Source organism: Sutcliffiella halmapala (assembly GCF_050107295.1).
Lineage (GTDB): Bacteria > Bacillota > Bacilli > Bacillales > Bacillaceae_I > Sutcliffiella_A > Sutcliffiella_A halmapala_A.
Window position 1 is genome coordinate 88,770 of sequence record NZ_JBNIKR010000009.1, and the last position, 26,055, is coordinate 114,824.

At 40.9% G+C, this 26,055-nt stretch carries 23 protein-coding genes and 4 riboswitches; of the genes, 18 read left to right on the plus strand and 5 right to left on the minus strand.

Annotated features, from left to right (window positions below):
• Positions 1 to 4: 4 nt before the first annotated feature.
• On the minus strand, positions 5 to 1,195 hold the full coding sequence (gene mtnK, locus ACQCT5_RS15615; protein WP_499642923.1) for an S-methyl-5-thioribose kinase: 1,191 nt from the start codon (positions 1,193 to 1,195) through the stop codon (positions 5 to 7).
• 97 nt (positions 1,196 to 1,292) lie between these two features.
• Positions 1,293 to 1,449, minus strand: a riboswitch (SAM riboswitch).
• Positions 1,450 to 1,796: 347 nt separating this feature from the next.
• Here mtnK and cspD point away from each other — a divergent pair.
• Positions 1,797 to 1,994 carry a cold-shock protein CspD gene (gene cspD, locus ACQCT5_RS15620; RefSeq protein WP_010192350.1) on the plus strand — a complete coding sequence of 66 codons (198 nt, stop codon included), beginning with the start codon at positions 1,797 to 1,799 and terminating at the stop codon, positions 1,992 to 1,994.
• Positions 1,995 to 2,471: 477 nt separating this feature from the next.
• On the opposite strand, the gene ACQCT5_RS15625 is transcribed toward cspD, so the two are convergent.
• Positions 2,472 to 3,254: a carbon-nitrogen family hydrolase gene (locus ACQCT5_RS15625; RefSeq protein ID WP_499642924.1), complete on the minus strand. Its 783-nt coding sequence runs from the start codon at positions 3,252 to 3,254 to the stop codon at positions 2,472 to 2,474.
• 125 nt (positions 3,255 to 3,379) lie between these two features.
• Between ACQCT5_RS15625 and ACQCT5_RS15630 the strand changes: the two genes are divergently transcribed.
• The 7 genes from ACQCT5_RS15630 to cbpA all read left to right on the plus strand — a co-directional run bounded on the left by ACQCT5_RS15630 (position 3,380) and on the right by cbpA (position 10,166).
• On the plus strand, positions 3,380 to 4,552 hold the full coding sequence (locus tag ACQCT5_RS15630) for a pyridoxal phosphate-dependent aminotransferase (RefSeq protein ID WP_499642925.1): 1,173 nt from the start codon (positions 3,380 to 3,382) through the stop codon (positions 4,550 to 4,552).
• Positions 4,553 to 4,641: 89 nt separating this feature from the next.
• Positions 4,642 to 4,748, plus strand: a riboswitch (SAM riboswitch).
• An 83-nt stretch (positions 4,749 to 4,831) separates the two neighbouring features.
• On the plus strand, positions 4,832 to 6,076 hold the full coding sequence (gene mtnW / locus ACQCT5_RS15635) for a 2,3-diketo-5-methylthiopentyl-1-phosphate enolase (RefSeq protein ID WP_499642926.1): 1,245 nt from the start codon (positions 4,832 to 4,834) through the stop codon (positions 6,074 to 6,076).
• Positions 6,073 to 6,738 carry a 2-hydroxy-3-keto-5-methylthiopentenyl-1-phosphate phosphatase gene (locus ACQCT5_RS15640; RefSeq protein WP_499642927.1) on the plus strand — a complete coding sequence of 222 codons (666 nt, stop codon included), beginning with the start codon at positions 6,073 to 6,075 and terminating at the stop codon, positions 6,736 to 6,738. Before mtnW ends, ACQCT5_RS15640 begins: the two co-directional genes overlap by 4 nt.
• Positions 6,735 to 7,376, plus strand: coding sequence for a methylthioribulose 1-phosphate dehydratase (locus ACQCT5_RS15645; RefSeq protein WP_499642928.1), 642 nt, complete (start codon positions 6,735 to 6,737; stop codon positions 7,374 to 7,376). The genes ACQCT5_RS15640 and ACQCT5_RS15645 overlap by 4 nt, the downstream gene beginning before the upstream one ends.
• Before the next feature lie 26 nt (positions 7,377 to 7,402).
• Positions 7,403 to 7,942 (plus strand): 1,2-dihydroxy-3-keto-5-methylthiopentene dioxygenase, encoded by a 540-nt coding sequence (locus ACQCT5_RS15650; protein WP_499642929.1) that lies wholly within the window; start codon positions 7,403 to 7,405, stop codon positions 7,940 to 7,942.
• A gap of 121 nt (positions 7,943 to 8,063) precedes the next feature.
• Positions 8,064 to 9,404, plus strand: a complete 1,341-nt coding sequence (locus ACQCT5_RS15655; protein WP_499642930.1) for a CoA-disulfide reductase — start codon at positions 8,064 to 8,066, stop codon at positions 9,402 to 9,404.
• A gap of 123 nt (positions 9,405 to 9,527) precedes the next feature.
• Positions 9,528 to 10,166, plus strand: coding sequence for a cyclic di-AMP binding protein CbpA (gene cbpA, locus ACQCT5_RS15660; RefSeq protein WP_499642931.1), 639 nt, complete (start codon positions 9,528 to 9,530; stop codon positions 10,164 to 10,166).
• 47 nt (positions 10,167 to 10,213) lie between these two features.
• On the opposite strand, the gene ACQCT5_RS15665 is transcribed toward cbpA, so the two are convergent.
• The gene (locus ACQCT5_RS15665; RefSeq protein ID WP_499642932.1) at positions 10,214 to 10,993 is read right to left on the minus strand and encodes a divergent polysaccharide deacetylase family protein; all 780 of its coding nucleotides are present in this window, start codon (positions 10,991 to 10,993) and stop codon (positions 10,214 to 10,216) included.
• A gap of 301 nt (positions 10,994 to 11,294) precedes the next feature.
• Here ACQCT5_RS15665 and ACQCT5_RS15670 point away from each other — a divergent pair, with 301 nt between their 5' ends.
• Complete coding sequence (locus ACQCT5_RS15670) at positions 11,295 to 11,444, plus strand: aspartyl-phosphate phosphatase Spo0E family protein (RefSeq protein ID WP_499643117.1); 150 nt, start codon at positions 11,295 to 11,297, stop codon at positions 11,442 to 11,444.
• A gap of 24 nt (positions 11,445 to 11,468) precedes the next feature.
• On the opposite strand, the gene ACQCT5_RS15675 is transcribed toward ACQCT5_RS15670, so the two are convergent.
• The gene (locus tag ACQCT5_RS15675; protein ID WP_499642933.1) at positions 11,469 to 12,200 is read right to left on the minus strand and encodes a ZIP family metal transporter; all 732 of its coding nucleotides are present in this window, start codon (positions 12,198 to 12,200) and stop codon (positions 11,469 to 11,471) included.
• Positions 12,201 to 12,619: 419 nt separating this feature from the next.
• Here ACQCT5_RS15675 and ACQCT5_RS15680 point away from each other — a divergent pair, with 419 nt between their 5' ends.
• From ACQCT5_RS15680 to ACQCT5_RS15715, 8 genes are all read left to right on the plus strand, one after another.
• Entirely contained in the window at positions 12,620 to 13,525 is a 906-nt protein-coding gene (locus ACQCT5_RS15680) for a phosphate/phosphite/phosphonate ABC transporter substrate-binding protein (RefSeq protein ID WP_499642934.1), read from the plus strand.
• Between the two features lie 83 nt (positions 13,526 to 13,608).
• A complete protein-coding gene (phnC, locus tag ACQCT5_RS15685) occupies positions 13,609 to 14,382 on the plus strand; it encodes a phosphonate ABC transporter ATP-binding protein (protein WP_499642935.1) in 774 nt (257 codons plus the stop codon).
• Positions 14,379 to 15,179, plus strand: a complete 801-nt coding sequence (phnE, locus tag ACQCT5_RS15690) for a phosphonate ABC transporter, permease protein PhnE (protein ID WP_499642936.1) — start codon at positions 14,379 to 14,381, stop codon at positions 15,177 to 15,179. The genes phnC and phnE (ACQCT5_RS15690) overlap by 4 nt, the downstream gene beginning before the upstream one ends.
• Positions 15,179 to 15,976 carry a phosphonate ABC transporter, permease protein PhnE gene (phnE, locus tag ACQCT5_RS15695; RefSeq protein ID WP_499642937.1) on the plus strand — a complete coding sequence of 266 codons (798 nt, stop codon included), beginning with the start codon at positions 15,179 to 15,181 and terminating at the stop codon, positions 15,974 to 15,976. The genes phnE (ACQCT5_RS15690) and phnE (ACQCT5_RS15695) overlap by 1 nt, the downstream gene beginning before the upstream one ends.
• A 165-nt stretch (positions 15,977 to 16,141) precedes the next feature.
• The gene (locus ACQCT5_RS15700; protein WP_499642938.1) at positions 16,142 to 16,594 is read left to right on the plus strand and encodes a MarR family winged helix-turn-helix transcriptional regulator; all 453 of its coding nucleotides are present in this window, start codon (positions 16,142 to 16,144) and stop codon (positions 16,592 to 16,594) included.
• Positions 16,595 to 16,716: 122 nt separating this feature from the next.
• A complete protein-coding gene (locus ACQCT5_RS15705) occupies positions 16,717 to 18,411 on the plus strand; it encodes a M3 family oligoendopeptidase (protein ID WP_499642939.1) in 1,695 nt (564 codons plus the stop codon).
• Positions 18,412 to 18,856: 445 nt separating this feature from the next.
• Entirely contained in the window at positions 18,857 to 20,347 is a 1,491-nt protein-coding gene (locus tag ACQCT5_RS15710) for a UDP-N-acetylmuramoyl-L-alanyl-D-glutamate--2,6-diaminopimelate ligase (RefSeq protein WP_499642940.1), read from the plus strand.
• Between the two features lie 287 nt (positions 20,348 to 20,634).
• Complete coding sequence (locus ACQCT5_RS15715; protein WP_499642941.1) at positions 20,635 to 21,555, plus strand: polysaccharide deacetylase family protein; 921 nt, start codon at positions 20,635 to 20,637, stop codon at positions 21,553 to 21,555.
• Positions 21,556 to 21,932: 377 nt separating this feature from the next.
• Here the strand turns inward: ACQCT5_RS15715 and ACQCT5_RS15720 are convergent, their stop codons facing one another.
• Entirely contained in the window at positions 21,933 to 24,056 is a 2,124-nt protein-coding gene (locus ACQCT5_RS15720; protein ID WP_499642942.1) for an ATP-dependent Clp protease ATP-binding subunit, read from the minus strand.
• Between the two features lie 215 nt (positions 24,057 to 24,271).
• A riboswitch (SAM riboswitch) is annotated at positions 24,272 to 24,376 on the plus strand.
• Between the two features lie 159 nt (positions 24,377 to 24,535).
• Positions 24,536 to 24,654, plus strand: a riboswitch (SAM riboswitch).
• A 63-nt stretch (positions 24,655 to 24,717) separates the two neighbouring features.
• Between ACQCT5_RS15720 and ACQCT5_RS15725 the strand changes: the two genes are divergently transcribed.
• Positions 24,718 to 26,037, plus strand: a complete 1,320-nt coding sequence (locus ACQCT5_RS15725; RefSeq protein WP_499642943.1) for an O-acetylhomoserine aminocarboxypropyltransferase/cysteine synthase family protein — start codon at positions 24,718 to 24,720, stop codon at positions 26,035 to 26,037.
• Positions 26,038 to 26,055: the final 18 nt, after the last annotated feature.

Below are 26,055 nucleotides of genomic sequence, written 5' to 3' on the forward strand. Positions count from 1 at the left end.
TGTTTCATTCTCCTCTTTTTACTTTCTCTAATAAACACTCTATATTTCTTGTGCTAGTAATGGTTGATTGCTGCATTATTAGTTGACGTCCGAGTGTAATCGCAATTTCTTTACTAGCCAATCTCCTTGTTGAATCCTCGATTCCATCCAGGTCCGCTACATGTGCCAACCCAATAGTGCGGCGGATCAGTTCACATCCGGCAAATCCAAGGGAATCCTTGAAGTAGTCCTTGAGAACATACTCGAGATACCCTTTTGTTCTGGTGAAAGTTTCTACGCTTGAGGTATGCCAAAGCGTAGTGAAGGTCTCCTCGAAAGTTTCCCAAACCTGATGAAGATGAGAAAGGATAATTTCATTGTTTTCGGTCCGTGTGATTGCCTGAAACAAAAGGTTGGCAAAAAATTGACCGATATCAAATCCGATTGGTCCGAAGAAGGCGAACTCGGGATCAATCACTTTGGTGTCTGTTTCATTGGCAAAAATACTGCCTGTATGTAGATCCCCATGAAGCAGGGCTTCTCCATGCGTCAAGAATTTATACTTCAGCTTAGCGACTTCGAGTTTCAGTGAATCATCCTTCCAAAGTCCTTCAACCGTTCCTTTCAGTTCAGGCTCAAAATCATTGGTGTCGCTCTCATGGAAAGGGTCGGTGAAAACAAGATCCTCAGTGATTTTGCAGAGCTCAGGATTGCTGAAAGCTTGCTGCAATCCTTTTTTGACTTGCTGATTACAGCCGAAATCGGATGTGGAAAATAATGTTTTAGCCAAGTATTCACCGATATGGCGTGATAAATTCGGATAAGCTTTCCCTGCTATGAATCCGGTTCTCACAATGTCCAAATAGGAAAGATCCTCCATGATGGTTAGAGCTTTGACTTCATCTGTATGGTGAACTTGCGGAACAAGCTCTGGAACTAATGTGATTGCGTTTTTAAGGTAGTTCCCCTCGATGGTTGCACGATGCAAGGTCAATGGCCAGCTTTCCCCGACAACCTTGGCATATGGCAGGGCCTGTTTGATGATGAGTGTTTTATCGTTCTCATCCTGTATGTGAAAAACGAGGTTTAGATTTCCGTCCCCGATTTCCCTGCAGCGAAGTTGATCGTGTGCCTGGAAGTATCCCAATTCCTTTATTAATTGAATAGCGGTAGCTTCCGTTAACGGCTGATAGCCTTCTTTTATTGCAATTGTCATGTTTATTCCTCCGTTTTATAAAGTGTAAAAGGAGGGGCAGTGAAAAATAAAAAGCCCCTTTCCATAAGAAAGAGGCTTGAAGATTTGTTCTTCTCCCCTCTTATCTGCCAGAAATGATTTCTGCTGGAATTAGCACCGTGCCTTATGGAACTCAAGGTTCCGGCGTTAAAAGTTAACGCCCCGTCTCGCGACGGTATTACAGTCGGTTGCTGGGTTTCATCGGGCCAAATCCCTCCACCTGCTCTTGATAAGAGATCGTGAAAATATATCTCACGAAAGTATTGAATTGTTGGAAAATTATCACTTGTTGAAAATAATACCAAGCACAAAAGAGTATTGTCAATAACTTTTTTTGATAAAGCTTTTGATTTCCTTTTGGTGGGGGGACGTGGAAAACCGTTAGGAAAGCGGAGGTCTAACAACTAGAATAGTATGAATTCTTTGGATAAAACCTTGAAAAATAATTTCTCACCTGTTATTATTAAACTATTATTTTTGTTCGTCATGATGCAAAGTCAGAAACAAGTTTTCGTCTTAAAGTGGAATGTAGAGCAAGAATAGTAATATTATTTACGTGGGTAAACCACAAGGAGGAACAAACATGTTACAAGGTAAAGTAAAATGGTTCAATGCAGAAAAAGGTTTCGGTTTTATCGAAGTTGAAGGTCAGGACGATGTATTCGTACACTTCTCCGCTATCCAAGGCGAAGGCTTCAAAACTTTAGAAGAAGGTCAAGAAGTTTCTTTCGAAATCGTTGAAGGTGCTCGTGGACCTCAAGCTGCTAACGTTACAAAATAATGCTAGCCAAATAGAAAAGGACCCCAACTTGTTGGGGTCCTTTTTGTTTTTGGTTTGTATGTGTAGATAGTTTTCTAGCATGGAGAGTGTCGGTTGAAATTGGAGGGTATGGTCAATAGACTGATATCTGCCATAAGACGACCGGTTGAGACCACGATAACGGGAAAATACAAGAATGATGGTCTCAAAACAGCCGGTTGAGACCACGATAATGGGAAAATACAAGAATGATGGTCTCAAAACAGCCGGTTGAGACCACGATAACGGGAAAATACAAGAATGATGGTCTCAAAACAGCCGGTTGAGACCACAATAATGGGAAAATACAAGAATGATGGTCTCAAAAGGGCCCTTTTGCTGAGGTCAGTATTAAAAAAGATGTTAAACATATCCCTTCTCCTTCCAAGCCTCCAACTAAAGTATAAAAACTAAAAAACTCCACCCTCAACAAAAAAGGTGGAGACATGAATCACTATTTTAATAGTATTGCGGTCTTCTATCCTCAAAGATAGGAATCTGCTTTCTTACCTCATCAACCTTTGCCAGATCGATTGTGGCTGAGATGGTTTCAGCTCCTTCGCCTGCTTCAGCAAGAATCTCTCCCCATGGATCGATAATCATGGAATGCCCGGCGAACTCATTCTTAGGGTCGGACCCGGATCGGTTGCAGGCAATTACATAGCATTGGTTTTCAATCGCTCTTGCAATTAATAGTGTTCTCCAATGCTCGACTCTTGCTAATGGCCACTCCGCCACAACGAAAATGGCTTTGGCATTTTTCGTGGTATGGGCGCGGATCCACTCGGGAAACCTGATATCGTAACAGATAAAGCCTGCGCAGTTTTCCCCATCAAGCTCAAACATTCCATCCGTTTTTCCAGGTTGAAGGAAATGGTGTTCATCCATCAGGCGAAACAGATGCAATTTGCTGTATTCCCCTGCAACCTCTCCGTCCTTATTAACTGTAAGCATCGTATTGTAGATTCCACGGTTGGTCTTTTTTGCAATGGATCCCCCGACAATATGGGCATTCTGTTCCTTTGCGAGCGATTTGAGGAATTTGGTCGTTACAAATCCCCCGGAGTCTGCAATTCTATCAAGTCTTCCCAGATCATAGCCTGTGGACCAGAGCTCGGGTAGAACGATAATGTCCGGGTTATCTTTTCCTGCTTCTTTTACTAGCTCACACACTTTCTCTATATTGGCTTCGGGATTTCCGAAGGCGATATCAAATTGAATGCATGCAATCTTCCATTTCATGTGGTGGCCCCCCTTTTTGAGAACAAATAATTATTTATTTTTTGAAAAAATTTCTTTACAAGTTGTTTTTAACATTATATGATTTGTGACTAGGATTTCAAGAATTTTTTAAGTAGGTGAGCAAAATGAAACATTTCCAAAAATCCGAACTATTAGGTCAGCTGCCGACCCAATTCTTTGCCTCCCTGGTGCAAAAGGTGGGAAGAGTGGTGGCCGAGGGGCATGATGTCATCAATCTTGGACAGGGAAACCCAGATCAGCCGACGCCACAACATATCGTAAGTTCCTTGCAAAAAGCAGCGGAAAATCCCATTCATCATAAATATTCACCATTCAGGGGCAACGACTTTTTTAAAGAGGCGGTAGCTGAATTTTATAAAAGAGAATACAACGTAACGCTCGACCCGAAAACGGAAGTGGCAGTACTATTTGGCGGCAAAGCTGGTCTTGTTGAAATTCCGCAATGCTTGTTGAATGAGGGTGATACCGTGCTTGTACCAGATCCCGGCTATCCCGATTACTGGTCAGGGGTTGCTCTTGCAAAAGCAAAAATGGAATATATGCCGTTAGAAGAAGTATATCATTTTTTACCAAATTATGAAGACATAGATGAAAGAGTTTTGGATAAAGCGAAGCTGATGTTTTTGAACTATCCCAATAATCCCACTGGTGCAGTTGCCACATCAAAATTTTTCGAGGATACTGTAGAAATGGCGGATAAGCATGATATTTGTGTTGTACATGATTTCGCTTATGGAGCAATCGGATTTGAAGGGAAAAGGCCGATAAGCTTTCTGCAGACCCCGGGATCTAAAGAAGTTGGGATTGAGATTTATACCCTATCGAAGACATATAACATGGCAGGTTGGCGTGTTGGATTTGCTGTGGGCAACCCCAGTGTCATCGAGGCAATCAATTTATTGCAGGACCATATGTATGTGAGTATCTTTGGAGCGGTTCAGGAAGCTGCTGCAACGGCACTGTTGGAATCGCAAATATGTGTGGATGAGCTTGTGGACCTTTATGCTGAAAGAAGGGAAGTACTCATTACAGGACTACGGGATATTGGATGGGAAGTAACTGCGCCGCAAGGTTCTTTTTTTGCCTGGTTAAAGGTTCCAAAAGGTTTCACATCCACTGAATTTGCCGATAAACTGCTCGGTGAAGCTCATGTGGTCGTAGCACCAGGTATTGGATTCGGTTCCTATGGTGAAGGATATGTGCGTGTAGGGCTCCTGACTAGTACAGAACGTCTGAAAGAAGCGGTGCAAAGGATTCAAAAACTAAATATTTTCTGAAAACTTTATTGACATCTACACAGAAGGATGTCATAATTCCTGTTAGATTTCCTTTATTTTAAACTTAAAAATATTATATATATTGCGTTTTCTTATCAAGAGCAGGTGGAGGGACTAGCCCGATGATACCCGGCAACCGACTTATGTACATAAGCACGGTGCTAAATCTTGCAGCTTTTATGCTGGGAGATAAGAGGATGTTAGGATGCCTAACCTCTTCTTGTCGAAGAGGTTTTTTACGTTTACATACCATTTCACGTGTTTGAAAGGATGATAGATATGAGTGAAATTATTGCCACATACCTGGTACATGACAGAAAAGGGAACTTGGAAAAAAAAGCGGAGGGTATTGCCCTTGGTTTGACAGTAGGTTCTTGGACAGATTTGCCGTTGTTGGATCAGGAGCAGCTGAAAAAACATAAGGGCAGGGTGGTGTATGTACAGGAACTTGAATCATGCGTGAGGGTGAACAGTTATTTTGGAACCGCCATTACAAGAGGGATCATCCAAATTGGTTACCCAAGCTTAAACTTCAGCAATGATCTACCTGCCATTTTAACGACCGTGTTCGGGAAGCTCTCCTTGGATGGTGAAATCAAACTGTTAGATTTGGAGTTTTCAAGTGAACTGAAAAGCCTATTCCCTGGACCAAAGTTCGGTGTGGATGGGATCAGGGAACTGACAGGTATCTCCGATCGTCCATACATAATGAGCATTTTTAAAGGTGTAATTGGTAGGGACCTCACATTTCTTGGAAATCAGCTTCGGGAACAGGCACTTGGGGGAGTAGATTTTATCAAGGATGATGAAATCCTTTTCGAGAATCCACTCACTCCATTTGAAAAGAGAATTGCAGTCGGCAAGAATGTGTTGGAGGAAGTTTACGAGGATACAGGGCATCGCGCCTTTTATGCTGTAAATCTTACCGGCCGAACGTTTGACTTGAAGGAAAAAGCGAAGCGGGCAGTGGAACTTGGTGCAGACATTTTACTTTTCAATGTTTTTGCTTATGGATTGGACGTGTTGCAATGTCTAGCTGAGGATGAAAATATCCAGATACCAATCATGGCACATCCTGCTGTAAGTGGGGCAAGTACTCCATCAGAATTTTATGGTATTTCCAATGAACTTCTTCTTGGAAAACTTGTACGGTACGCTGGAGCCGATTTTTCCCTGTTTCCGTCACCCTATGGCAGTGTCGCGTTGCCAAGAAAGGAAGCACTGGGAATCCGAGACAGCTTAACAAAGGTGGAAGAAGGAATGAAGGCTACACTGCCTGTCCCATCAGCTGGAATCCATCCAGGCCTTGTAGCGCAGCTCTACGACGATTTCGGTATGGATTCTGTAATCAATGCCGGTGGTGGAATTCATGGGCACGCTTTGGGCGCCATTGGCGGTGGTAAGGCTTTCAGACAGGCGGTTGATGGAGTGTTGGCTGGAAAAACATTAAGAGAACAGGCTGAAACGAAACCGGAACTAAAACTGGCAATTGACCAATGGGGCAGTTTGGAGGTTGCAAAATGAGTGCAGGACAGTCAATGATATTTTGTGATTTTGATGGAACGGTGACAGACAGTGACAACATCATTGCCATTATGAAGAAATATGCCCCACCTGAGTGGAATGATTTAAAGGATAAAGTACTTTCGCAGGAGATATCCATTCGAGAAGGAGTCGGGAAAATGTTTTCCCTGCTTCCCTCAAGGCATAAGGAAGAAATCAGCACGTACATTTTAGAGCATGCCACGATCAGAAAAGGATTTCATGAATTTGTGGAATACACGAGGAGCCAGCAGATTCCACTTTATATTGTGTCCGGAGGAATAGACTTTTTTGTGGAACCCCTGCTGCGTGGAATTGTGCCCCGGGGCCAAATCTACTGCAATGAGTCTGATTTTTCAGAAGAGAGCATCAAGATTCACTGGCCGCATTCTTGTGATGAGGATTGCCAAAACGAATGCGGGTGCTGCAAACCATCTGTTATTCGTAAACTTGCAGACAAGGACATTTATAAAATAGTGATTGGTGATTCCATTACAGATCTACAGGCGGCGAAAATGGCGGATCAGGTAATAGCCAGGGATTTTTTGATTGAAAAATGCGATGAGCAATCCATTAACTATGAAGCATTTGAAGATTTCTTCGATGTGATTAAGATACTGAAGAAGCAGGAGGTGCCATCATGAGTATTCAGATTACGAGGTGGAATGAGCTTGCAGACGTAAAGGAGGAGTTGGCTGGCCGCGATTGGTTTTTTGGAACAAGTGGAAATCTTTCCATCAAAGTATCAGATGACCCTCTGACTTTTTTTGTATCAGCAAGTGGAAAGGATAAGAGGAAAAGAACACAGGAAGATTTTCTGCTAGTAAACTATGCAGGGGAAGCGGTGGAAGAGACACATCTGTTGCCTTCCGCGGAGACACTGCTTCATGTGGAAGTGTACGGCAAGTCAAATGCCGGTTGCTCCCTTCATGTCCATACGGTCGATAATAATGTCATTTCGGAATTATATGCCGAGCAGAAGGAGATAGTCTTTACTGGCCAGGAAATTATTAAAGCTTTAGGGATTTGGGAAGAAGGTGCCTCTGTCAGCATTCCAATTATTAAAAACCATGCTGATATTCCAAAACTTGCGAGGGAGTTTTCGAAGCATATCCATGGAGACAGTGGTGCTGTGCTGATCCAAAATCACGGAATTACGGTCTGGGGAAAAACTGCATTTGAAGCAAAAAAACACCTGGAAGCATGGGAATTCCTATTTTCCTATCACTTAAAGCTTTTAAGCGTGAAAAACAGTATTAGAGGAAGCTTGCAGGTCCAATAAAAATAAACCTTGAGGAGGAAAAAAGAATGGCTGAAATCAGAATTCATCAAACAAACGAAAGAATCATAGTGCAGGAAGAAGTCGAGTCCTTTTTGACTGAAAATGAAGTGATTTATGAAAAATGGGATACCTCTAAGCTGCCTGATCATCTTCAGGAAAACTTTGCCCTTACAGATGAAAATAAAGAGGAAATCCTATCTGTCTATCATAGTGAGATTGCGGACATTTCGGCACGACGTGGATACAGAGCACAGGATGTCATCTCCTTATCCGATGCCACTCCCAACCTGGAACAGCTTTTGCAGAATTTCAATAAGGAGCACCATCATACAGATGATGAAGTCCGCTATATTGTGAGCGGTCATGGGATCTTTGTCATTCAAGGCAAGGACGGCAACTTTTTCGACGTGGAACTGGAGCCTGGAGACCTGATAAGCGTACCACCAAATGTCCGTCATTATTTTACCCTCATGGAGGACAGAAAGGTCGTAGCCATACGGATCTTCGTTACGACTGAGGGGTGGGTACCAATTTATGAGAGCCAGACAGAACAGATAAATAACTAAGTGGCAAGAGGCAATTGAGTGGAATGAATTTCACTCAATTGTCTTTTTTTTATGAGTAATCACCCCATAAAGAGGGAATATAATGGGAAGTGGTGAACTGTTGCAAATAGGAGGTTATTTTATGGAGCATATAGTGATAATTGGAGGAATAGCAGGGGGTATGAGTGCGGCTTCCAAGCTTAGAAGACTAAAGGAAGATGTAAAAATAACCGTATTTGAAAAGGATGAACATATTTCATATGGTGCCTGCGGTCTACCCTACTATATATCTGGAGTGACAGAGTCGCACGAAGATCTGTTGGCGAGGACTGTGGAGGATTTCGAGAAACGGAATATCCGGGTACATATCCAGCATGAAGTCAAAAAAGTATTGCCAGAGCAGAGGGTAGTGCTTGTCCAAAATCTCCAATCCGGGGAAACGATGGAAGTGAACTATGATAAACTACTGATAGCTACCGGTTCAAAACCAATTGTTCCTCCATTTGTACCAAAGGATGCAGAGAATGTCTTTACGTTAAAAACCCTTAATGATGGAATGGTTATGAGAAAATACTTTCAAGAAAGGGAAAACGTGAAGAGGGTAGCGATAATCGGTGGTGGATATATAGGGATGGAACTGGTCGAAACGATGATGGAATTACAAAAAGAAGTAACGGTCATTGAATTACAGCCACATATTCTTCCTAACTATGATTCCGATATGGCTGAAAACTTGGAGAATTCCTTAAAAGACCAAGTGGAAATCCTGACTGGCGAAGAAGTCAAGGAGCTTCACGTTGAGGAGGGGCAGGTAACTAGCGTAAGCACGAATAAAGGGAAGTATGATGTGGATGCAGTTATCGTGAACATCGGGAATAAACCTAACACGGAATTTGTCAAAGGTATTGGATTGAAGATGTTAGAAAATGGAGCCATCATTGTCAACAAACAGCAACAAACCAGCATTCCTGACATTTATGCTGCCGGGGACTGTGCGACAAGCAACCATATTGTTTTGAAAAAACCGGTTAATATCGCTTTAGGAACTACAGCCAATAAACATGGAAGAGTAGCAGCGGATAACATGGCTGGAATCTCAAATTCTTTTCAGGGAATACTTGGAACCAACGTCGTCAAAATTATGGATTGGACAGCTGCGATGACTGGATTGACAGAAAAATCTGCTAGAGATGAAAATTTAAATTTCAAAACAGTAAAAATTGAAACGAACAGCCATGCATCCTATTATCCTGATGCAAAGCCTTTTCACATAAAACTTGTCTATGAAGCACAGTCAAAAAAATTAATTGGCGCACAAATACTTGGTCAGGATGAAAGTGCGGCAAAACGGATAGATATCTATGCAACAGCCATTACATGCGGATTGACGACAGAGCAGATTGGAATGCTGGACTTAAGTTACGCACCACCCTATGCAACAGTTTGGGATGCGGTTCAGGTTGCGGCAAATGCAGCAAAATAAGAGAAAAATTAACAAGGTTTAAAAGTGTTAATATTATGAATTTTCTTTACCTTTGCAGAGGAATATGCTAATGTAAAAGTAGTTTTATCTACATAAATAGAAGTGTTTTGGAGGAGTGAGGGAATGAAAGTACGTTATAATTTTGTGCCTAAGCAGGATGTTCAGTATTGTGAGCCGAACTATTCGGTGAAGGACGCGTATGAGAAAATTAAAGAGACAGGTTATCGCTGCATTCCCATCTTGAAGGATAATGGGAGAAGCTTTGTGGGGCTTGTCTATAAAGTGCACTTACTGGATTATCTTTACGAAGGCAAAGGGTCGGAAAACGATTCTGTGGAGTCCCTTATCCAAAATAAAGATGCATTCATTTTCGAGGAGGACTCCTTTTTTCAAGCGTTTTTTACAATCAAGCGATTGCCGTTTATTGCAGTGCTGAACGAGGAAAATGAATTTCTCGGGATTCTGACTCATGCAAACGTCATGGATGTACTTGCTGATTCATTTGGAATGAAAACGGGAGGCTACACCTTGACCATTGCAACAATTGAACATAAGGGGGCAATCAAGGATCTTGTTTCCATGCTGAAGGACATCAACATTGACGGGATGCTTACGCTGGATAACGGGGAGAAATATTTAAGGCGGATCATTGTGAACCTGCCTGCAGAGCTACCTGAGGATAAGCTGAATAAGATTGTGAAAAAGCTGGAAGAGAAAGAGTTCCGGGTGACCCATGTCGATCAGATTGATGTAATGAAATAATCTAACAGAAAACGAGCATCTTCCCATGAGGAAAGGATGCTCGTTTTTTATTGTGGAGTGGTAATCAACTCTTTTTCTATGAGGATAGTTGATAAAGTGACAGGCTCCGCTTTTTTCTTGAGTGCAGGAATATATTGTTTCAAAACACTTGCAGTCTTTTCGCCTGCAATGCCCACATGACCGATGGCAATGATACTATCATCCACTTCTGTTTTTCTGATCAGCTGGTTCGTCTGCTTTACGATATGGTTGGTTGTGTAAACCTCATCAAAAAACAATTCATTTTCCAAATAAGGTACAGAAAGTTCTGTGGCAATTTTTGAAACGACACTTTTCCTAGAGGTTTTACTGTCCAGATAGTAGAGGTGTCTTTCTTTGCAGATACCAAGGATAATCCGCATCACACGCTCGTCAGAAGTGGCTTTTGATCCCATGTGGTTATTGATTCCAACGGCGAATGGAACGGCATCAATTGCTGCATTTACTCGTTTTGCAATTTCTTTGTTGGAAAGGTCCGTTGTGATTGCTCCGGGACCAAGCCAACTCCTCTTCCCTTTAACGGGTTCCATTGGCAGATGTAAAATGACCTCGTGTCCCAATTCATGTGCAAGCTCCGCATCCTCTTTTGTTGTAGAAAGAAACGGCATCACGGCAATGGTCAACTTGACTGGAAGATGAAGGATTTCTTCGGTCCCCTTCATGTCATTTCCGAAATCATCAATTACAATGGCTACTCTATTGCCGTGCGGAACGTGCTCCTCTGCATGAATGACAATGCTGCCTAAAAACACTGATAATATGGATAAAATAGCGATGAGATTTTTCAACTTTACCACTCATTTCTATGATGCTGTATAAGGTTTGTAAATTTTTTAGGGTTTAGTTGCGGCTCCATTCGACAAGATTCTTGTTTTTTATTAATTCCTTGCTGGCAATTGTGCATTATTACTTTCATTTTGTACAAAATCTGAGTAATCATGCGGTCGGGTGAAAAAACTCTGTGAAAAGATTGTCTAATATTGCGATTCTATTTACATTAATAGAAATTTTTGTAATAATTCGAAAGGGAGAGCAGAGAGATAAAAGGAGCGAATTATATTGTCGTATGAAGGGTATGTAGAGAACCTTTTGATTCTGATTAAGGAGAAAAGGGACTCTATGATTGTTTCGGCCAATAAAACGGGTTTTATCAGTGATCAGACAATTAAATGCAGCCAGGATTTAGACAAACTAATTTATGAGTATCAAAAAATGGTCTACCAAAAGAAGTCCATATAAAAAAACCATTCCAAAAAAGAATGGTTAGAAGATTTGAATCAGCCATATCATGAATAACAGCCCAAATATGAAAGAGTAGGTGGAAGTGGTTTCATATCCATCACCATGGCTCTCGGGAATGAGTTCTTTATAGATGATATAAAGCATCGCACCTGCTGCAAACGCAAGACCATAAGGTACCAAAGTAGAGACAATGGAAGTAAGGTAAAAACCTAATAGGGCCATCGGAATTTCCACTGCTCCGGTTAATGTAGCTACAAGGAATGCTTTAACTCGATTGATTTTTTGATTCATCAGGAAAAGCGCAACCAGAAACCCCTCAGGAGCATTTTGCAAACCAATTGCAAAAGCTATCAAATTTCCCGTATCATTTGCATCCGACGCATAACTAACCCCAACAGACAACCCCTCAGGTATATTGTGCAGTGTGATGGCAGCAACGATAAGCATGGCTTTCTGGTCAAACTCGATACCTTTTCTATTATGTTCTAGGTCTATATGTGGAATGGATTTTTCCAGTAAGGTTAAGGTAAAGACACCCAATAATAGTCCAATCGATAAGGGAAGAATCCCTCCGTAGTTCAGTGCCTCAGGTATAAGGCTAAGGGTGGCGGCTGCCATCATGATGCCGGCAGTGAACGCTAATAGTATATCCTTCCATCTGTGTGAAATGGAGTTTTTAAGAAAGAGAATCGGTAATGCACCTATACCTGTTGACATGGCAGCAAGGATGCTGCCGGTTAATGCTTCATTCATCACTAATTTCCTTTCAAGGCTTTTCTTTGCCAGTAAGTAAATTTAATTTGACTAAATTAGAAACGGCTGCTAATTTAATCAGCCGTTTTTTTTTTGAAAGAGGAGGCCTCAACCTTATTTGTGATGTTATTACTGTTTAATCAAAGTTTTAATCAGATCGTCCTTCAACATCATTCATCAGACGTCTCATTCCATATTTTAGCATAGTTCCGTAGAATTTATGACGAAATTTGAGAGAATCAGAAGAATAATATTAATTCTATGTAAATTTTTGCTGATAAAACCCTTTGTTTCATGTAACTTTAATTTAAATATTTTAATGTTTTGTAAAAAATCTGAAAAAAACGTAGCGGTTTCCATGGGAATTTCTATATACTTGAAATTGTGAGATAAAAACATTTTATGGGGGAATAAGAAAAATGAAAAAGTTTCTGACAATCTTTTTGGTTGCTTTATTGGCAATCAGCTTAGCAGCATGTGGAAGCAGTGACTCAGGAAGTGGAGAAAGCAAGCCTGAAAAAATCGTTATGGGATTTGTTCCATCTCAGGAATCTGACACTATTGCAGATACAGTAAAGCCTTTGGCTGACCGTCTTGGTGAAGAGTTGGACATTGAAGTGGAAGGCCGCGTAATGACTGATTATACAGCGTTAATCGAAGCAATGGGTTCTAACGAAGTACATGTTGGTTTTATTCCGGCATTCGGTTATGTTCTAGCAAATGAGCAATATGGTGCAGAAGTTATTCTTAAGTCCATCCGTTATGGAAGTGGCACATACAAAGCTCAATATATTGTTAGAGCTGATTCCGGCATCGAGTCTTTAGCTGATTTGGAAGGGAAAATCTGGGCTTACCCAGACGCAGCTTCAACATCTGGATTCTTATTCCCTGCTGCACAATTAATGGACGAGTTTGACATTGAGAGTGCACAAGATCTACAAACAAACTTCTTCAAAGAATCCTTGCAGGCTGGTGCACATGATACTGCCGCAGTCGCTGTCTATGAAGGAGACGCTGATGTAGCTACTACTTTTGATGATGTGCGTACAGGCCTTGAAGAAGAATATCCGGATATTATGGAGAAAACGAAGATTCTAGGCTATACCGAAGAGATTCCGAACGATACCATCTCTGTAACAAAAGAGTTGGATGATGAGCTAGTACAGCAAATCAAAGATGCATTCCTTTCTTTCAATGATGATGAGGAAATGATCGAAATTATGAATGAAGTATACAGCTGGGATGAAATTTCTGAAGCTACTGACGAAGAATACCAGATTGTAAAAGATACGTACGAAAAATTCAAGGATTCTATTTCATTCTAATTTTATAAGTTTGCAATCTAGGGGGAGGTTGCTTCCCCTATTTTGTTTTGTGCATTTGTTATTGAGATGAGGGGGTTTGCAACATGATTGAATTCAAAAATGTTTCCTTGGTGTATCCAAATGGAACGCAAGGGTTGAAAAATGTTAATGTGAAGATCAATGAAGGTGAATTTGTTGTTATCGTCGGCCTTTCTGGTGCCGGTAAATCCACATTTATAAGAAGTATCAACCGATTAGTGACTCCGACAAGTGGAGCATTGAATGTAGATAAAGAAAATATACTTGCATATCGAAACAAAGACCTCAGAAAACTTCGAACTAAAGTGGGAATGATTTTTCAAAACTATAATCTTGTTAAAAGATCTAATGTATTGAAAAATGTTCTTGCTGGTCGTTTAGGATATACAGGAACATTGCGTTCCATGGTCAACTTATTTAAAAAGGAAGACCTTGCACTTGCATATGAAAGTTTGAAGCGTGTGAATATTGAAGAAAAATTGTATAACCGTGCAGATGAGCTAAGTGGTGGACAGCAGCAACGTGTGAGTATTGCACGGGTATTGACACAAAGACCAAAATACATTCTTGCTGATGAGCCGGTAGCTTCACTAGATCCTCCAACATCTCATCAGGTTATGACCTACCTTAAGAAAATCAACAAAGAAGATAAGATAACAACTATAGTCAATCTTCACTTTATTGATATGGCGATGGAATATGCAGACAGAATCATTGGAATGAGAGCAGGGGAAGTAGTATTTGACGGGCCTGTTTCAGAAGTGACAGAAAAGACATTTGAACAAATATATGGTCGTGCGATTCGTGAGGACGATTTGCGCGGGGGTGCCGAAGAGTGAAAGTAGAAAACAAAAACCCAGTGCCTTCCCTGCTTCCTTCAAAAACGAAAGCGAGACTCACAGTCATTTTCTCACTTGTCATCGGATTCTATATTTTAAGCACCATAAAGACAAATGCAACATTTACCGATCTGATTCAAGGCATTCCGAACATGGGACGAGTAATCGTGAAATTCTTCCCGCCGAATTTTAATGTATTCATGAATATCCTGGAGCCATTGGCCACAACCATCCAAATGGCAATTATTGCTACTACAGTAGCAGCGATTTTATGTATTCCATTAAGCTTGCTTGCTGCACAAAACGTTACGGCAAACAAGTTTGTTTATACGGCAGTTCGCTCATTCTTGAATATTTTACGTACCATCCCCGATCTTGTTTTGGCGGTTATTTTTGTTGGATTATTTGGTATCGGAGTATTACCCGGAATTCTTGCACTCATCATTTTTTCGTTGGGTATACTTGCAAAATTGATTAGTGAAACGATTGAATCTGTTGATATGAACCCGATGGAAGCCATGAGTGCCTCTGGTGCAAATACACTGCAAAAAATTTCGTTTGCATTGGTACCACAAGTCCTGCCTCAATTTACTTCATTTGTTCTGTATGTGTTTGAAATAAATATTCGTGCTTCCGTGGTATTAGGTCTAGTTGGAGCGGGCGGTATCGGAATTGTACTTAGCCAGCAATTACGTTTTTATAATTATCCTAATGCCATGCTAATCATTTTAGTAATCTTTGCAATGGTAGTAATCATTGAATACATCTCAACCAAAATCAGGGAGGCGATTGTATAATGGAATTGGTTCTACCTCCCAAAAGAAAAAAATCCGGTCTGAGAATATTGCGTACTTGGGCAAGCGTCCTTTTTTTACTGGCGATGTATATTTGGACCTTTACAGGAATCAATATTGATTGGATAAGGGCCTATGAGAGAATGGTCAATAATTTCCAACGAGTGATACCTAAACTGTTTAATCCTGAATGGTCTGCCTTTGGTAAGGTATGGACTGCTATGGTCGAAACTCTTTATATTGCATTTGCCGGTTCGTTGATGGCAGCTATCCTGGCCATTCCGCTTGGGTTCCTTGCTGCCCGGAATATGACTAAGAGCAAAAACTTCACTACGCTAGGAAAATGGCTTTTGAGCGGAATTCGTGCATTTCCCGATTTGATTCTGGCTATCCTTTTTGTGGTTGCTGTTGGGCCAAATCCCTTTGCTGGAGTTCTTGCGATTGCAATCGGCTCAACCGGTATGCTTGGCAAACTTTACTCCGAAGTTCTGGAATCCATCGATATGAATATTGTGGAGGCTATGGAATCTAGTGGTGCCAACAAAGTGCAGATCCTGTTCCATGGGGTTATTCCTCAGATAATTCCCGAGTTTCTTTCCTATGCCATTTACCGCTTTGAGATAGATGTTCGTGCTTCCACCATTCTTGGAATAGTTGGAGCGGGGGGGATCGGTACACTCATTCAATTTGCTCAAATGAATCGTAACTGGGAAGAGATGGGTCTGATTCTATTGGTTATCGTGGTTGTAGTAACGGTCATTGACTTCCTGTCTTCATCTATTAGAAAAAGGATTGTATAAACTCAATTATTTAAAGGGTTGATCGAATTGATCAGCTCTTCTTTTTTATCCTACATCCTTCGTGATAATATAGCGATTACATATTTTCCAACTTGGATTGACGAATGAAGATGTTTACTATAACATTGGTCTTAATTCAAGATATTTGAAAAAGGAATGAAGATCATGACAAATAGAAACGATTTAGATGTCTCTTTAAAACTATTCATAGTACTTTCCAGAGCATACCGAGCTATTACGGATAAAGCCAATCAGTCCATTCAACGCTTTGACCTGAATCCAACTGAATTTGCAGTGCTGGAGCTTCTCTATCATAAGGGCGATCAGCCATTGCAGCAAATAGGTGGGAAAATCCTGTTGGCAAGCGGAAGTATCACTTATGTAGTGGATAAACTAGAAGGCAAAGGCTTGCTTGCCCGTAAGGCATGTGCAAAAGATCGCCGAGTAACCTATGCGCAAATTACGGACGCCGGAAAAGATCTACTCCAAAACATCTTCCCACAACATGAACAACAAATACACAACCTGCTTGCCGGACTTCAAACAGAAGAAAAAGAGCAGGCAATCGACCTAATAAAAAAACTCGGGCACTTTGCTGCCCAAACAGAAAAAAACTGACGGGAGTCAGTTTTTTTGTTTTAATAAAGTGCCACTAAATAAAGGGCCAGACCCCTGCAGGATAATGCCGATTTATGTAGAATATTAAAGGGTGAATATTGTTTGCAAAGGGGACGTTTATTATGAGATTTGAAGAGTTTGCATATACACGGCCAAATATGGATGAGGTCGAGAGCAGGTATAATGCTGCGTTGGTAAGGTTTGATGGGGCGAGTTCTGCTCAGGAGCAGGAGGATGCCATTAAGGAAATCAATGAAATAAGAAATGAGTTAAGCACGGATTTTAATCTTGTGTACATTCGCCATTCCATTGATACGACAGATGAATTCTACAAGGAAGAACAAGATTTTCTGGACGAAATAGAGCCGTTGACAAAAGCATTGGATACAAAATATTATAAAGCACTTGTCAAATCTCCATTCCGGAATGAGCTGGAGAAAAAATGGGGGACTCAGCTTTTCTCATTGGCTGATTGTGAATTGAAAACATTTGATGATTCCATCATAGAAGACCTTCAGCAGGAGAATAAGCTAACGACAAAGTATTCCAAGCTGATAGCATCAGCAAAGATCCCATTCAATGGGGAAGAGCTGACGTTGGCGCAGTTGGACCCGTTTACGGAGTCCACAGACAGAGAAGTGCGTAAAAAGGCTAGTGAAGCGAAATTCGGCTTCTTTAATGAGAATAAAGAGGAATTTGATAATATTTTTGATTCACTGGTCAAACTCCGTACCAAGATTGCCCAAAAACTTGGTTACAAGAACTTTGTAGAGCTTGGTTATGCAAGAATGACACGTACGGACTATGATGCAGATATGGTAGCTAAATTCCGTGAACAGGTGAAGGAATATATTGTTCCATTGACTGAAAAACTGAAAGAAAGACAACAAGCTCGCATTGGTGTCCAAGATTTGAAGTACTACGATGAGGGCTTTAAATTCCAAACCGGAAATGCTACACCGAAAGGGACTCCTGAATGGATTATTGAGAATGGAAGCAAAATGTATGAGGAGCTTTCACAGGAAACAAAAGAGTTCTTCCAGTTCATGATCGACAGGAACCTGATGGATCTAGTCGCGAAAAAAGGGAAGGAAGCTGGAGGGTATTGTACCTATATCCCAACCTACAAAACACCTTATATCTTTTCGAATTTCAATGGTACAAGCGGCGATATCGATGTGCTCACACATGAAGCAGGACATGCTTTTCAAGTATACATGAGCCGAGATTTTGATGTGCCTGAATATAATTGGCCAACCTATGAAGCCTGTGAGATCCATTCGATGAGTATGGAGTTCTTTACATGGCCATGGATGGAGCTTTTCTTCAAGGAAGATGCGGAAAAATACAAATTCTCCCATTTAAGCAGTGCTATTTCATTCCTTCCTTATGGTGTTGCTGTGGATGAATTCCAGCATTTTGTATATGAAAATCCTGAAGTAACTCCTGCAGAGAGAAATAAAGCTTGGCGGGAAATTGAGGATAAATATCTTCCTAACCGAGATTATGATGGGAATGATTATTTGGAATCGGGCGGTTTCTGGCAACGACAAGGCCATATTTATCGTACACCTTTCTATTATATTGATTATACATTGGCTCAAATCTGTGCATTACAGTATTGGAAGCTTTCACAAGAGAACCCTACAGAAGCATGGAAATCCTATTTGGAACTGTGTAAATTGGGAGGAAGCAAATCCTTCACGGAACTGGTGAAGTTTGCACAACTTCGTTCTCCATTCGAGGATGGCTGTGTGGAATCAGTTGTAGGGGAAATTGAAAACTATTTAAACAAGGTAGATGATAAAGTATTATAAAAGGCTGTTTTCGCATAAATTGTTGTTTTTGACGTACTCAACGTAATCACGTAATATACTAGCCATCGTGCTCTTTTCTGTGTAGTTGTTTCTTTATCACTGTGAATAATATGGGAAGAATTGCTGTAAAAAATCCAAAAGCCGATTTTTTACGGTCATAGAGCAACAAACTTTATGAAAAGAGCTTTATAAAAAGAAAGCTGTCGATATATCGGCAGCTTTTTCCAACGAAATCAAGGCATTTCCGACAATATTCTACTTTCCCTTTTTCCTTTACTTTTGTAGAATGGTAGATATATAGTGTATAAATGGCTTTGGTATTGATTTTATTTTTAGTTTGTCAATATTCGGTTAAATACATATTCAATTAATTGAAGATACTATACAAAAAACACATTGACTTCGTTTAGAAATAATATTTAGTATCAGAAAAGGAAGTGACCCTATGAATACAAATTCTTTGTTTTCAAAAGTGCAAACACAAAAAATATATGGGGAATTCCCGATTTCCATTTCTAATATTTTTTCCGATTCCAGGCAGGTGACAGTGGATTCCGTCTTTGTCTGCATAAAAGGATACACCGTTGATGGCCACCGATATATTTCCTCTGCCATTGAGTTGGGTGCGAAAGTGATCGTGGTCGAGGAACTGCCCGAAATGCTGCATGAGGATGTCTGCTACGTGAAGGTGAGAGATACGGAAAGAGCACTGGGACAGCTTGCGAATGCATTTTTTGACTACCCTTCCACCAAGCTTAGAATTGTCGGAGTTACAGGGACGAACGGGAAAACGACAGTGACAAGCGTCATCAATAAAGTGATGAGAAACGAAGGCTATAAGACTGGCCTTAGTGGAACGATCGAAATCGATATCGATGGGGAAAAGTTCGAAAGCAAGAACACAACAAGTGATGTACTGACCATGCAAAGAATGCTGAAGGACATGGTGGATGCAGGTGTGACGGATGTTGTAATGGAAGTATCTTCCCATGGACTTCTGCTTGGACGTTTGGCCGGGGTGGAGTTCCAGAATGGAGTGTTTACCAATCTGACACAGGACCATTTGGATTTCCATGGTACCATGGAAAATTATAAAAACGCAAAAGGATTGCTCTTTTCGCAGCTCGGACAGGATCTCCGTAAAGACAAAGCTGCAATTCTAAATATGGATGATGAAGCTTCCAAGGATTATATCAGTATGACGAGTGCCAGAATCATTTCATACGGGATCAAAAATGATGCGGATTTCAGAGCGAGTGATCTGGAGTTTTTCGAAAATAAAACAGCCTTCACTTTACATACGGATTTCGGGGAATACAGACTGGAAGTTCCGTTTGTAGGTGAATTTAACGTTTATAATATTCTTTCCGTTATTTGTGTACTTTGGGATAAGGGAATGCCTTTTGAGAAAATTCTTAAGCATCTAAGTGAGGTAACACCACCTAGTGGCCGGATGGAAACGTTGCAAACAGGTGATCAACGAACTGTCATTATTGATTACGCCCATACGGAGGATGCAATCGGGAAGGTGCTCGAAAGTATCAAGATGTTCTCCAGAGGGAATATCATTTCCATAATAGGGACAGGCGGTAATCGAGATAAGGATAAACGACCAAAGATGGGCAGGATCGCAACAGAGAAATCAGATTACGTCATCTTCACCACTGATAATCCATTGGACGAGCCATATGAGGAAATAATAAATGGAATGGCAGCCGGGGCAGTGGATGACAAATTTGAATGTATCGGTGATCGTGAACAGGCGATTTTCAGGGCCATCGAACTTGCTAAAGAAGATGATGTAGTATTAATAGCAGGCAAAGGGCATGAAAATTATCAACTGATTGGAAGCGAGTCTGTACCCTTTAACGATGGGGAAGTAGCATTAAGAGCAATCAGAACATATCCACTTACAGAAAGTATTCCAACAACATAGAGTTTACACATATCAACTGACTGAAGTGCATGGATTTTCCATGAAAAACGCTTCAGTCAGTTTTTTTTCTCTTATTAAAGATTTGTGATGCTTATTAGAATCTAGCTGTTGATTGGAGCAATAGGCGAAGACTCCAGCGGGAGGCAGCGTTTAGTGGAGACCCCACAGGCGAAGCCGAGGAGGCTCCACAAACGCCCCGCGGAAAGCGAAGCCTAGTGCGGAAATCAACAGCGGTCTTTAACGGAGCCATTTCATAAAAAAGTATATTGTCGAAAAGGGATGTTGAAATGAGGGGAACCATTGGGGGAGTTTTCTTCATCTGTATCTTATTGTCGGTTGCCTGTAGTGGTGTAGAAGTTAGCACAACAAAGGAACCTGTAAGAGAGGATGGAAAAGTAAAAGAGGAGAAACCTGTTCAAAAAGAAGAAACAAAAGTGGAGGAGTTGCCGGAACTAACGGAGGAAGAACTCCAAAAGAAAGAGGCCTTGGAGGAACTGACAAAAAGGGAAAACCATGTTCTGAACGAGAGTGATTATGGGGAGTCCAATGAATTCCATGAATTTGTTTCAGGTGTAAAAACAAGGATGAAAACCGATGAAAAAGTCATAGCATTAACATTGGATGCATGCGGAGGAGAAAATGGCAGCGGATATGATGATGAACTGATTGGTTTCCTGGACCAGCATAACATAAAGGCGAATCTTTTTGTGAATGCCAGATGGATAGAGGCGCAGCCCACTATTTTTATGGAGCTAGCAAACAATTCTTTATTCACAATAGAAAATCATGGTACAGAACACCGGCCATTATCCACCATCCCCCGTTCTGCTTGGGGCATAGAGAGTACAACTTCAAAAGAGGAAATCGTGGAGGAAATTATCGGGAATCAGAAAATGATATTGGAGCATACAGGAAAGCTTCCAAAACATTTTCGCTCGGGAACAGCTTTTTACGATGATGTTTCGGTTAAAATAGCCGAGGACCTTGGTTTGGAAGTAGTGAACTTTGATATTCTAGGTGATGCTGGAGCGACTTTTACCGCGGATCAAGTGAAAGATTCCATGCTTCAAGCATCCTCTGGATCGATCGTGATCCTTCACATGAATCACCCGGGAAGCGGGACAGCTGAAGGAGTAAAGAAAGCGGTTCTGAAATTATTGGAACAGGGCTTCAGCTTTGTTCATTTACAGGATTATGACCTGGAGTAATGTGTTCTATTACAGTTTCGTTACAGCTACATAAAAAATTTGATGCAGGTCACGATAACAGTGGGAGGTTGATATCGTGGCCTGTTTTTTCCATCTGTTATTTTCGGCAATGCTGTTTTTAAACTTTTCTGCGTGCCAATCAATAATCAAGATAGATCAAGCACAAGAGAAGATGCCAAATTCGTATGTTAGTGTCCCAATAACAAACTCGAATGCAGAAAATCAATTGGGATTAAAGAATGATAATACACAGAAACAGAGAAGGCGTAATCGTGTACCTGAGTTCAAAAGCCGGGGATTTCGTTTAATCATTATAAATAAAAAAAGCTTGTTGATCACCAATTAGAAATGGTGACCAACAAGCCTCAAATCGCATATTAGTTAACATTTACTTTCAATTCTTCCTGTTCAACCTCCACTTGAAGAGAAGTAGGGATGTAATCAAGCTCCAGTAAAACATCAGCGATGGCATCTTCTACATGTTCCTGAATAAGTCGGCGTAATGGTCTAGCCCCAAACTGAGGATGGTAGCCCTTATCAGCCAACCATTCTTTTGCAGCTTCCGATAAATAAAGTTTACACTGATGCTCTTCGATCAGCATACCTGATAAATCATTAATCAGAATATCGACAATCTTACGCATATGCTCTTTTTCAAGCTTTGCAAATTCAATGATATTATCAAATCGGTTAAGGAACTCCGGTTTGAAATAGGACGACAAGGAATCCAGTATAGAACCTTGCACTGTATTTTCGTGCTTCTCAAAACCTACTGTAATCCTCTTGTCTGTAACACCTGCGTTACTTGTCATGATAATCACAGTGTCTTTGAAGCTGACAGTTCTTCCTTGGCTGTCCGTCAGCCTGCCATCCTCCATTACCTGAAGGAACAGCTGGAGCACATCTGGATGGGCTTTTTCCATTTCATCAAGCAGTACAATGCTGTAAGGGTTGCGGCGAACCTTTTCTGTCAACTGTCCAGCTTCCTCATGCCCGATATACCCTGGTGGAGATCCAATTAGTTTGGATACTGAATGCTTTTCCATGTATTCACTCATGTCAAAACGGATAAATGCATCCTTTGAACCGAAAAGCTCTTCGGCAAGTGATTTGGTAAGCTCTGTTTTACCAACCCCAGTAGGACCGACAAAAAGGAAGGAACCAATAGGTCGTTCTTTTCTTTTAAGACCTGCACGACTTCTGCGAATTGCTTTTGCAATCTTATGGACTGCATCTTTTTGTCCAATCACTTTTTTATTTAAATTTGCCTCGAGATCACGAAGCTTTACTTGTTCTTCCTGTTGCAGCTTTCCAACAGGAATGCCAGTTTTTTCTTCTATGATTGCATAGATGTCATTCAGTGTAACTTCAAGTTTTTTCGAAGTGGAGCTATTTCTACTCTGTTCAAGCTTTGCTTCTTCATCTCTCAGCTTTGCAGCGTATTCATATTTCTCTTCATCCAAAGCTTTTTGTTTTTCCTTTTCAATCTGTGCCAGTCGGTAGTTAATTCCCTCCACGTCCATTACATCCAAGGTTAAATTCTTCTTAGATCCTGCTTCATCAAGCAAATCAATGGCTTTATCAGGTAGGAAACGATCCTGAATATAGCGGTGTGACAGGCTGACGCAGGCATTTATCGCTTCTTCTGTATAGGAAACTTGATGGAATTCCTCGTATTTGGATTGGATACCTTTAATGATCTCAACAGCTTTTTCAGGAGTAGGCTCTTTTACCATAACAGGTTGAAAGCGTCGTTCCAATGCTGCATCCTTTTCTATTTGCCGGTATTCCTTCAAGGTTGTAGCCCCGATGAGCTGCAGCTCTCCTCTGGCCAATGCCGGTTTCAACATGTTACCTGCATCCATGGACCCTTCCGCAGAACCTGCTCCCACGATTAAGTGCAATTCATCCACAAATAGGATGACATTTTTTCTTTCCTGCAGTTCCTGGATGATCTGCTTCAGCCTTTCTTCGAATTGACCTCTAATACCAGTATTGGCAACAAGTGAGGCAACATCCAACAGATAGATTTCTTTATTCTGAAGCTTGGCAGGAACATCTCCAGTACTAATATTAAGAGCAAGTCCTTCCGCAATAGCTGTTTTACCTACTCCAGGTTCCCCGATTAGTACAGGATTGTTCTTGTTTCGTCTATTTAGAATTTCAATTACTTTCTTGATTTCTTTTTCTCTTCCCACCACAGGGTCAATCAATCCTGCTTTAGCCAGATTCGTAACATTTTTGGCTAATTTGTCCAGAATTCCACCACCATGTTTGGACTCTTTAGCATCTTTGAAATTTGACTCTTTAATAGGTCGATGATCCTGCTCCCAAAATGGAGTCTGTCCGGAAAATCCTTGCAAGAATCCAGATGGCGTCTGTAATTTTGCTCTTTCTTCTTCAAAGCAGGAAGAGCATAGGACAAGTTGCTTTTGTTCTGAATTAAATTGGAACTTAACATGAATAGTTGCTTGATTCTGTTCGCATTTTTGACAAATCATTCTTTGCTTCCTCCTTGAGAATAGTTTGACTTTCTTTGACCATTAAGGTTTAGCCTTAGTATACTTTGACCTTTTTTGACTTTCAAGTATTTTGTCTATTGGAAAATAATGTATATATTTTATTCGGTATATTTAGAAAAGTTTGTTGACTTCAGCTTGAGACTGTTGTTATAATTGCAAAAAGTATCAAGCTTATTAAAATCAAATAGCAAAACTTCTTATTAAGAGTGGTGGAGGGACAGACCCTGTGAAGCCCGGCAACCTTCAATGATGTTGAAAAGGTGCTAATTTCTGCAGAATTTTTTTCTGAGAGATAAGAAGAGGACCTTCAATGAAAGCCTCTTCTTATCGAAGAGGCTTTTTATCTGTTTAAAAAGGGGGAAAATTAAAAGTAATATTATCCGTTATTACTCAATATGGTAGATAGTAAATCAATTATCCATTTAATGAATTAACGTAATGTACAAAAAACTGAATATCTCTTATCGAGAGTGACCGAGGGATCAGGCCCTATGAAGTCCGGCAACCATCAGAAAAAGTTATTTTTTTCTGAAAAGGTGCTAATTCCTGCAGGCGGACTATGCCTGACAGATAAGAGGAGGAAAAAAACCTCTTCTTATGAAGGGGTTTTTTATTTTTATATATAAACGGAGGTAATGACATGACCAATCCAAATGAATCTTATCAAATAGAAACACTATTGTTACATGGAGGCCAAACTCCTGATCCGACTACCGGTTCCAGAGCGGTTCCCATTTATCAAACAACATCCTATGTTTTCAATGATACAGAGCATGCCCAAAATTTATTTGCTCTAAATGAATTCGGCAACATCTATACGAGAATTGGAAACCCGACAGTTGATGTGCTGGAAAAGAGAATCGCGCTGTTGGAAGGTGGAGTGGCGGCTGTTGCAACCAGCTCAGGCATGGCTGCAATAGCATTTGCTATATTAAACATTGCCCATGCCGGTGATGAAATCGTTGCAGCAGGCAATTTGTATGGGGGAACTTATAATCTTTTTGCTGTCACATTGCCGAAGTATGGGATAAAAGTGAACTTTGTGGATGGAACGGATCCCGAGAATTTTAGAGAGGCGATAACCCCAAAAACCAAAGCGATTTTCGGCGAAATCATTGGAAATCCCAGCTTACATGTTTTAGACGTTGAAGGTGTTGCAAAAGTCGCGCATGATCATGACATACCGCTCATTATTGATAATACTTTTGCATCTCCATATCTTTGCAACCCGATAAAGTGGGGAGCGGATATTGTGGTACATTCGGCAACTAAATGGATTGGCGGTCATGGAACGACAATCGGAGGAATTGTGGTGGATGGCGGTACATTCAACTGGGATAATCATAAATTCCCAGACTTTACTGAACCGGATGTAAGCTATAATGGCATCCGCTATGCAGAAGCCTTCGGAAATCTTGCTTATGCTGTTAAGCTGCGTGTCCAGCTTTTGCGTGATTTTGGCGCATGCTTAAGTCCTCAAAGTGCATTTCTTCTTCTGCAAGGATTGGAGACGCTTCACTTAAGGGTGGAAAAGCATAATGAAAACGCGATAGAGCTTGCCAGATTCCTTCAAGATCACCCTGCTGTGGAGTGGGTTTCCCATCCTAGTCTTCAAGGACACCCGGCGCATCTTTCTTCTCAAAAGTATTTGAGAAACGGGTATGGGTCCATTCTCAATTTTGGTATCAAAGGTGGAAGAGAAGCTGGAAGAAAAGCCATTGATTCCATCAAGCTTTGGTCACATGTAGCCAATGTAGGAGACGCTAAATCCTTGATCATTCATCCAGCATCCACCACGCACCAGCAGCTTACAGGGGAAGATCTGAAAAAGACAGGCGTAACAGAAGATCTGATTCGCTTATCTGTAGGAATTGAATCCATCGAAGATCTGAAAAAGGATCTAGACCAGGCACTTTTCACAGCAACAGGAAAATCCGCCTTGAAAGTGCAAAGCATCTGATATGAAAAGGGTGGAAAG

Excerpts from the sequence above, each read along its gene's own strand:
- phnE (WP_499642937.1), top strand. The coding sequence starts at position 15,179 with ATGGAATTGGTTCTACCTCCCAAAAGAAAAAAATCCGGTCTGAGAATA.
- ACQCT5_RS15645 (WP_499642928.1), top strand. The coding sequence starts at position 6,735 with ATGAGTATTCAGATTACGAGGTGGAATGAGCTTGCAGACGTAAAGGAG.
- ACQCT5_RS15720 (WP_499642942.1), bottom strand. The coding sequence starts at position 24,056 with ATGATTTGTCAAAAATGCGAACAGAATCAAGCAACTATTCATGTTAAG.
- ACQCT5_RS15725 (WP_499642943.1), top strand. The coding sequence starts at position 24,718 with ATGACCAATCCAAATGAATCTTATCAAATAGAAACACTATTGTTACAT.
- ACQCT5_RS15630 (WP_499642925.1), top strand. The coding sequence starts at position 3,380 with ATGAAACATTTCCAAAAATCCGAACTATTAGGTCAGCTGCCGACCCAA.
- ACQCT5_RS15675 (WP_499642933.1), bottom strand. The coding sequence starts at position 12,200 with ATGAATGAAGCATTAACCGGCAGCATCCTTGCTGCCATGTCAACAGGT.
- mtnK (WP_499642923.1), bottom strand. The coding sequence starts at position 1,195 with ATGACAATTGCAATAAAAGAAGGCTATCAGCCGTTAACGGAAGCTACC.
- mtnW (WP_499642926.1), top strand. The coding sequence starts at position 4,832 with ATGAGTGAAATTATTGCCACATACCTGGTACATGACAGAAAAGGGAAC.
- ACQCT5_RS15625 (WP_499642924.1), bottom strand. The coding sequence starts at position 3,254 with ATGAAATGGAAGATTGCATGCATTCAATTTGATATCGCCTTCGGAAAT.
- ACQCT5_RS15680 (WP_499642934.1), top strand. The coding sequence starts at position 12,620 with ATGAAAAAGTTTCTGACAATCTTTTTGGTTGCTTTATTGGCAATCAGC.
- ACQCT5_RS15655 (WP_499642930.1), top strand. The coding sequence starts at position 8,064 with ATGGAGCATATAGTGATAATTGGAGGAATAGCAGGGGGTATGAGTGCG.
- ACQCT5_RS15700 (WP_499642938.1), top strand. The coding sequence starts at position 16,142 with ATGACAAATAGAAACGATTTAGATGTCTCTTTAAAACTATTCATAGTA.
- ACQCT5_RS15650 (WP_499642929.1), top strand. The coding sequence starts at position 7,403 with ATGGCTGAAATCAGAATTCATCAAACAAACGAAAGAATCATAGTGCAG.
- phnC (WP_499642935.1), top strand. The coding sequence starts at position 13,609 with ATGATTGAATTCAAAAATGTTTCCTTGGTGTATCCAAATGGAACGCAA.
- ACQCT5_RS15710 (WP_499642940.1), top strand. The coding sequence starts at position 18,857 with ATGAATACAAATTCTTTGTTTTCAAAAGTGCAAACACAAAAAATATAT.
- ACQCT5_RS15715 (WP_499642941.1), top strand. The coding sequence starts at position 20,635 with ATGAGGGGAACCATTGGGGGAGTTTTCTTCATCTGTATCTTATTGTCG.
- ACQCT5_RS15640 (WP_499642927.1), top strand. The coding sequence starts at position 6,073 with ATGAGTGCAGGACAGTCAATGATATTTTGTGATTTTGATGGAACGGTG.
- ACQCT5_RS15705 (WP_499642939.1), top strand. The coding sequence starts at position 16,717 with ATGAGATTTGAAGAGTTTGCATATACACGGCCAAATATGGATGAGGTC.
- cbpA (WP_499642931.1), top strand. The coding sequence starts at position 9,528 with ATGAAAGTACGTTATAATTTTGTGCCTAAGCAGGATGTTCAGTATTGT.
- cspD (WP_010192350.1), top strand. The coding sequence starts at position 1,797 with ATGTTACAAGGTAAAGTAAAATGGTTCAATGCAGAAAAAGGTTTCGGT.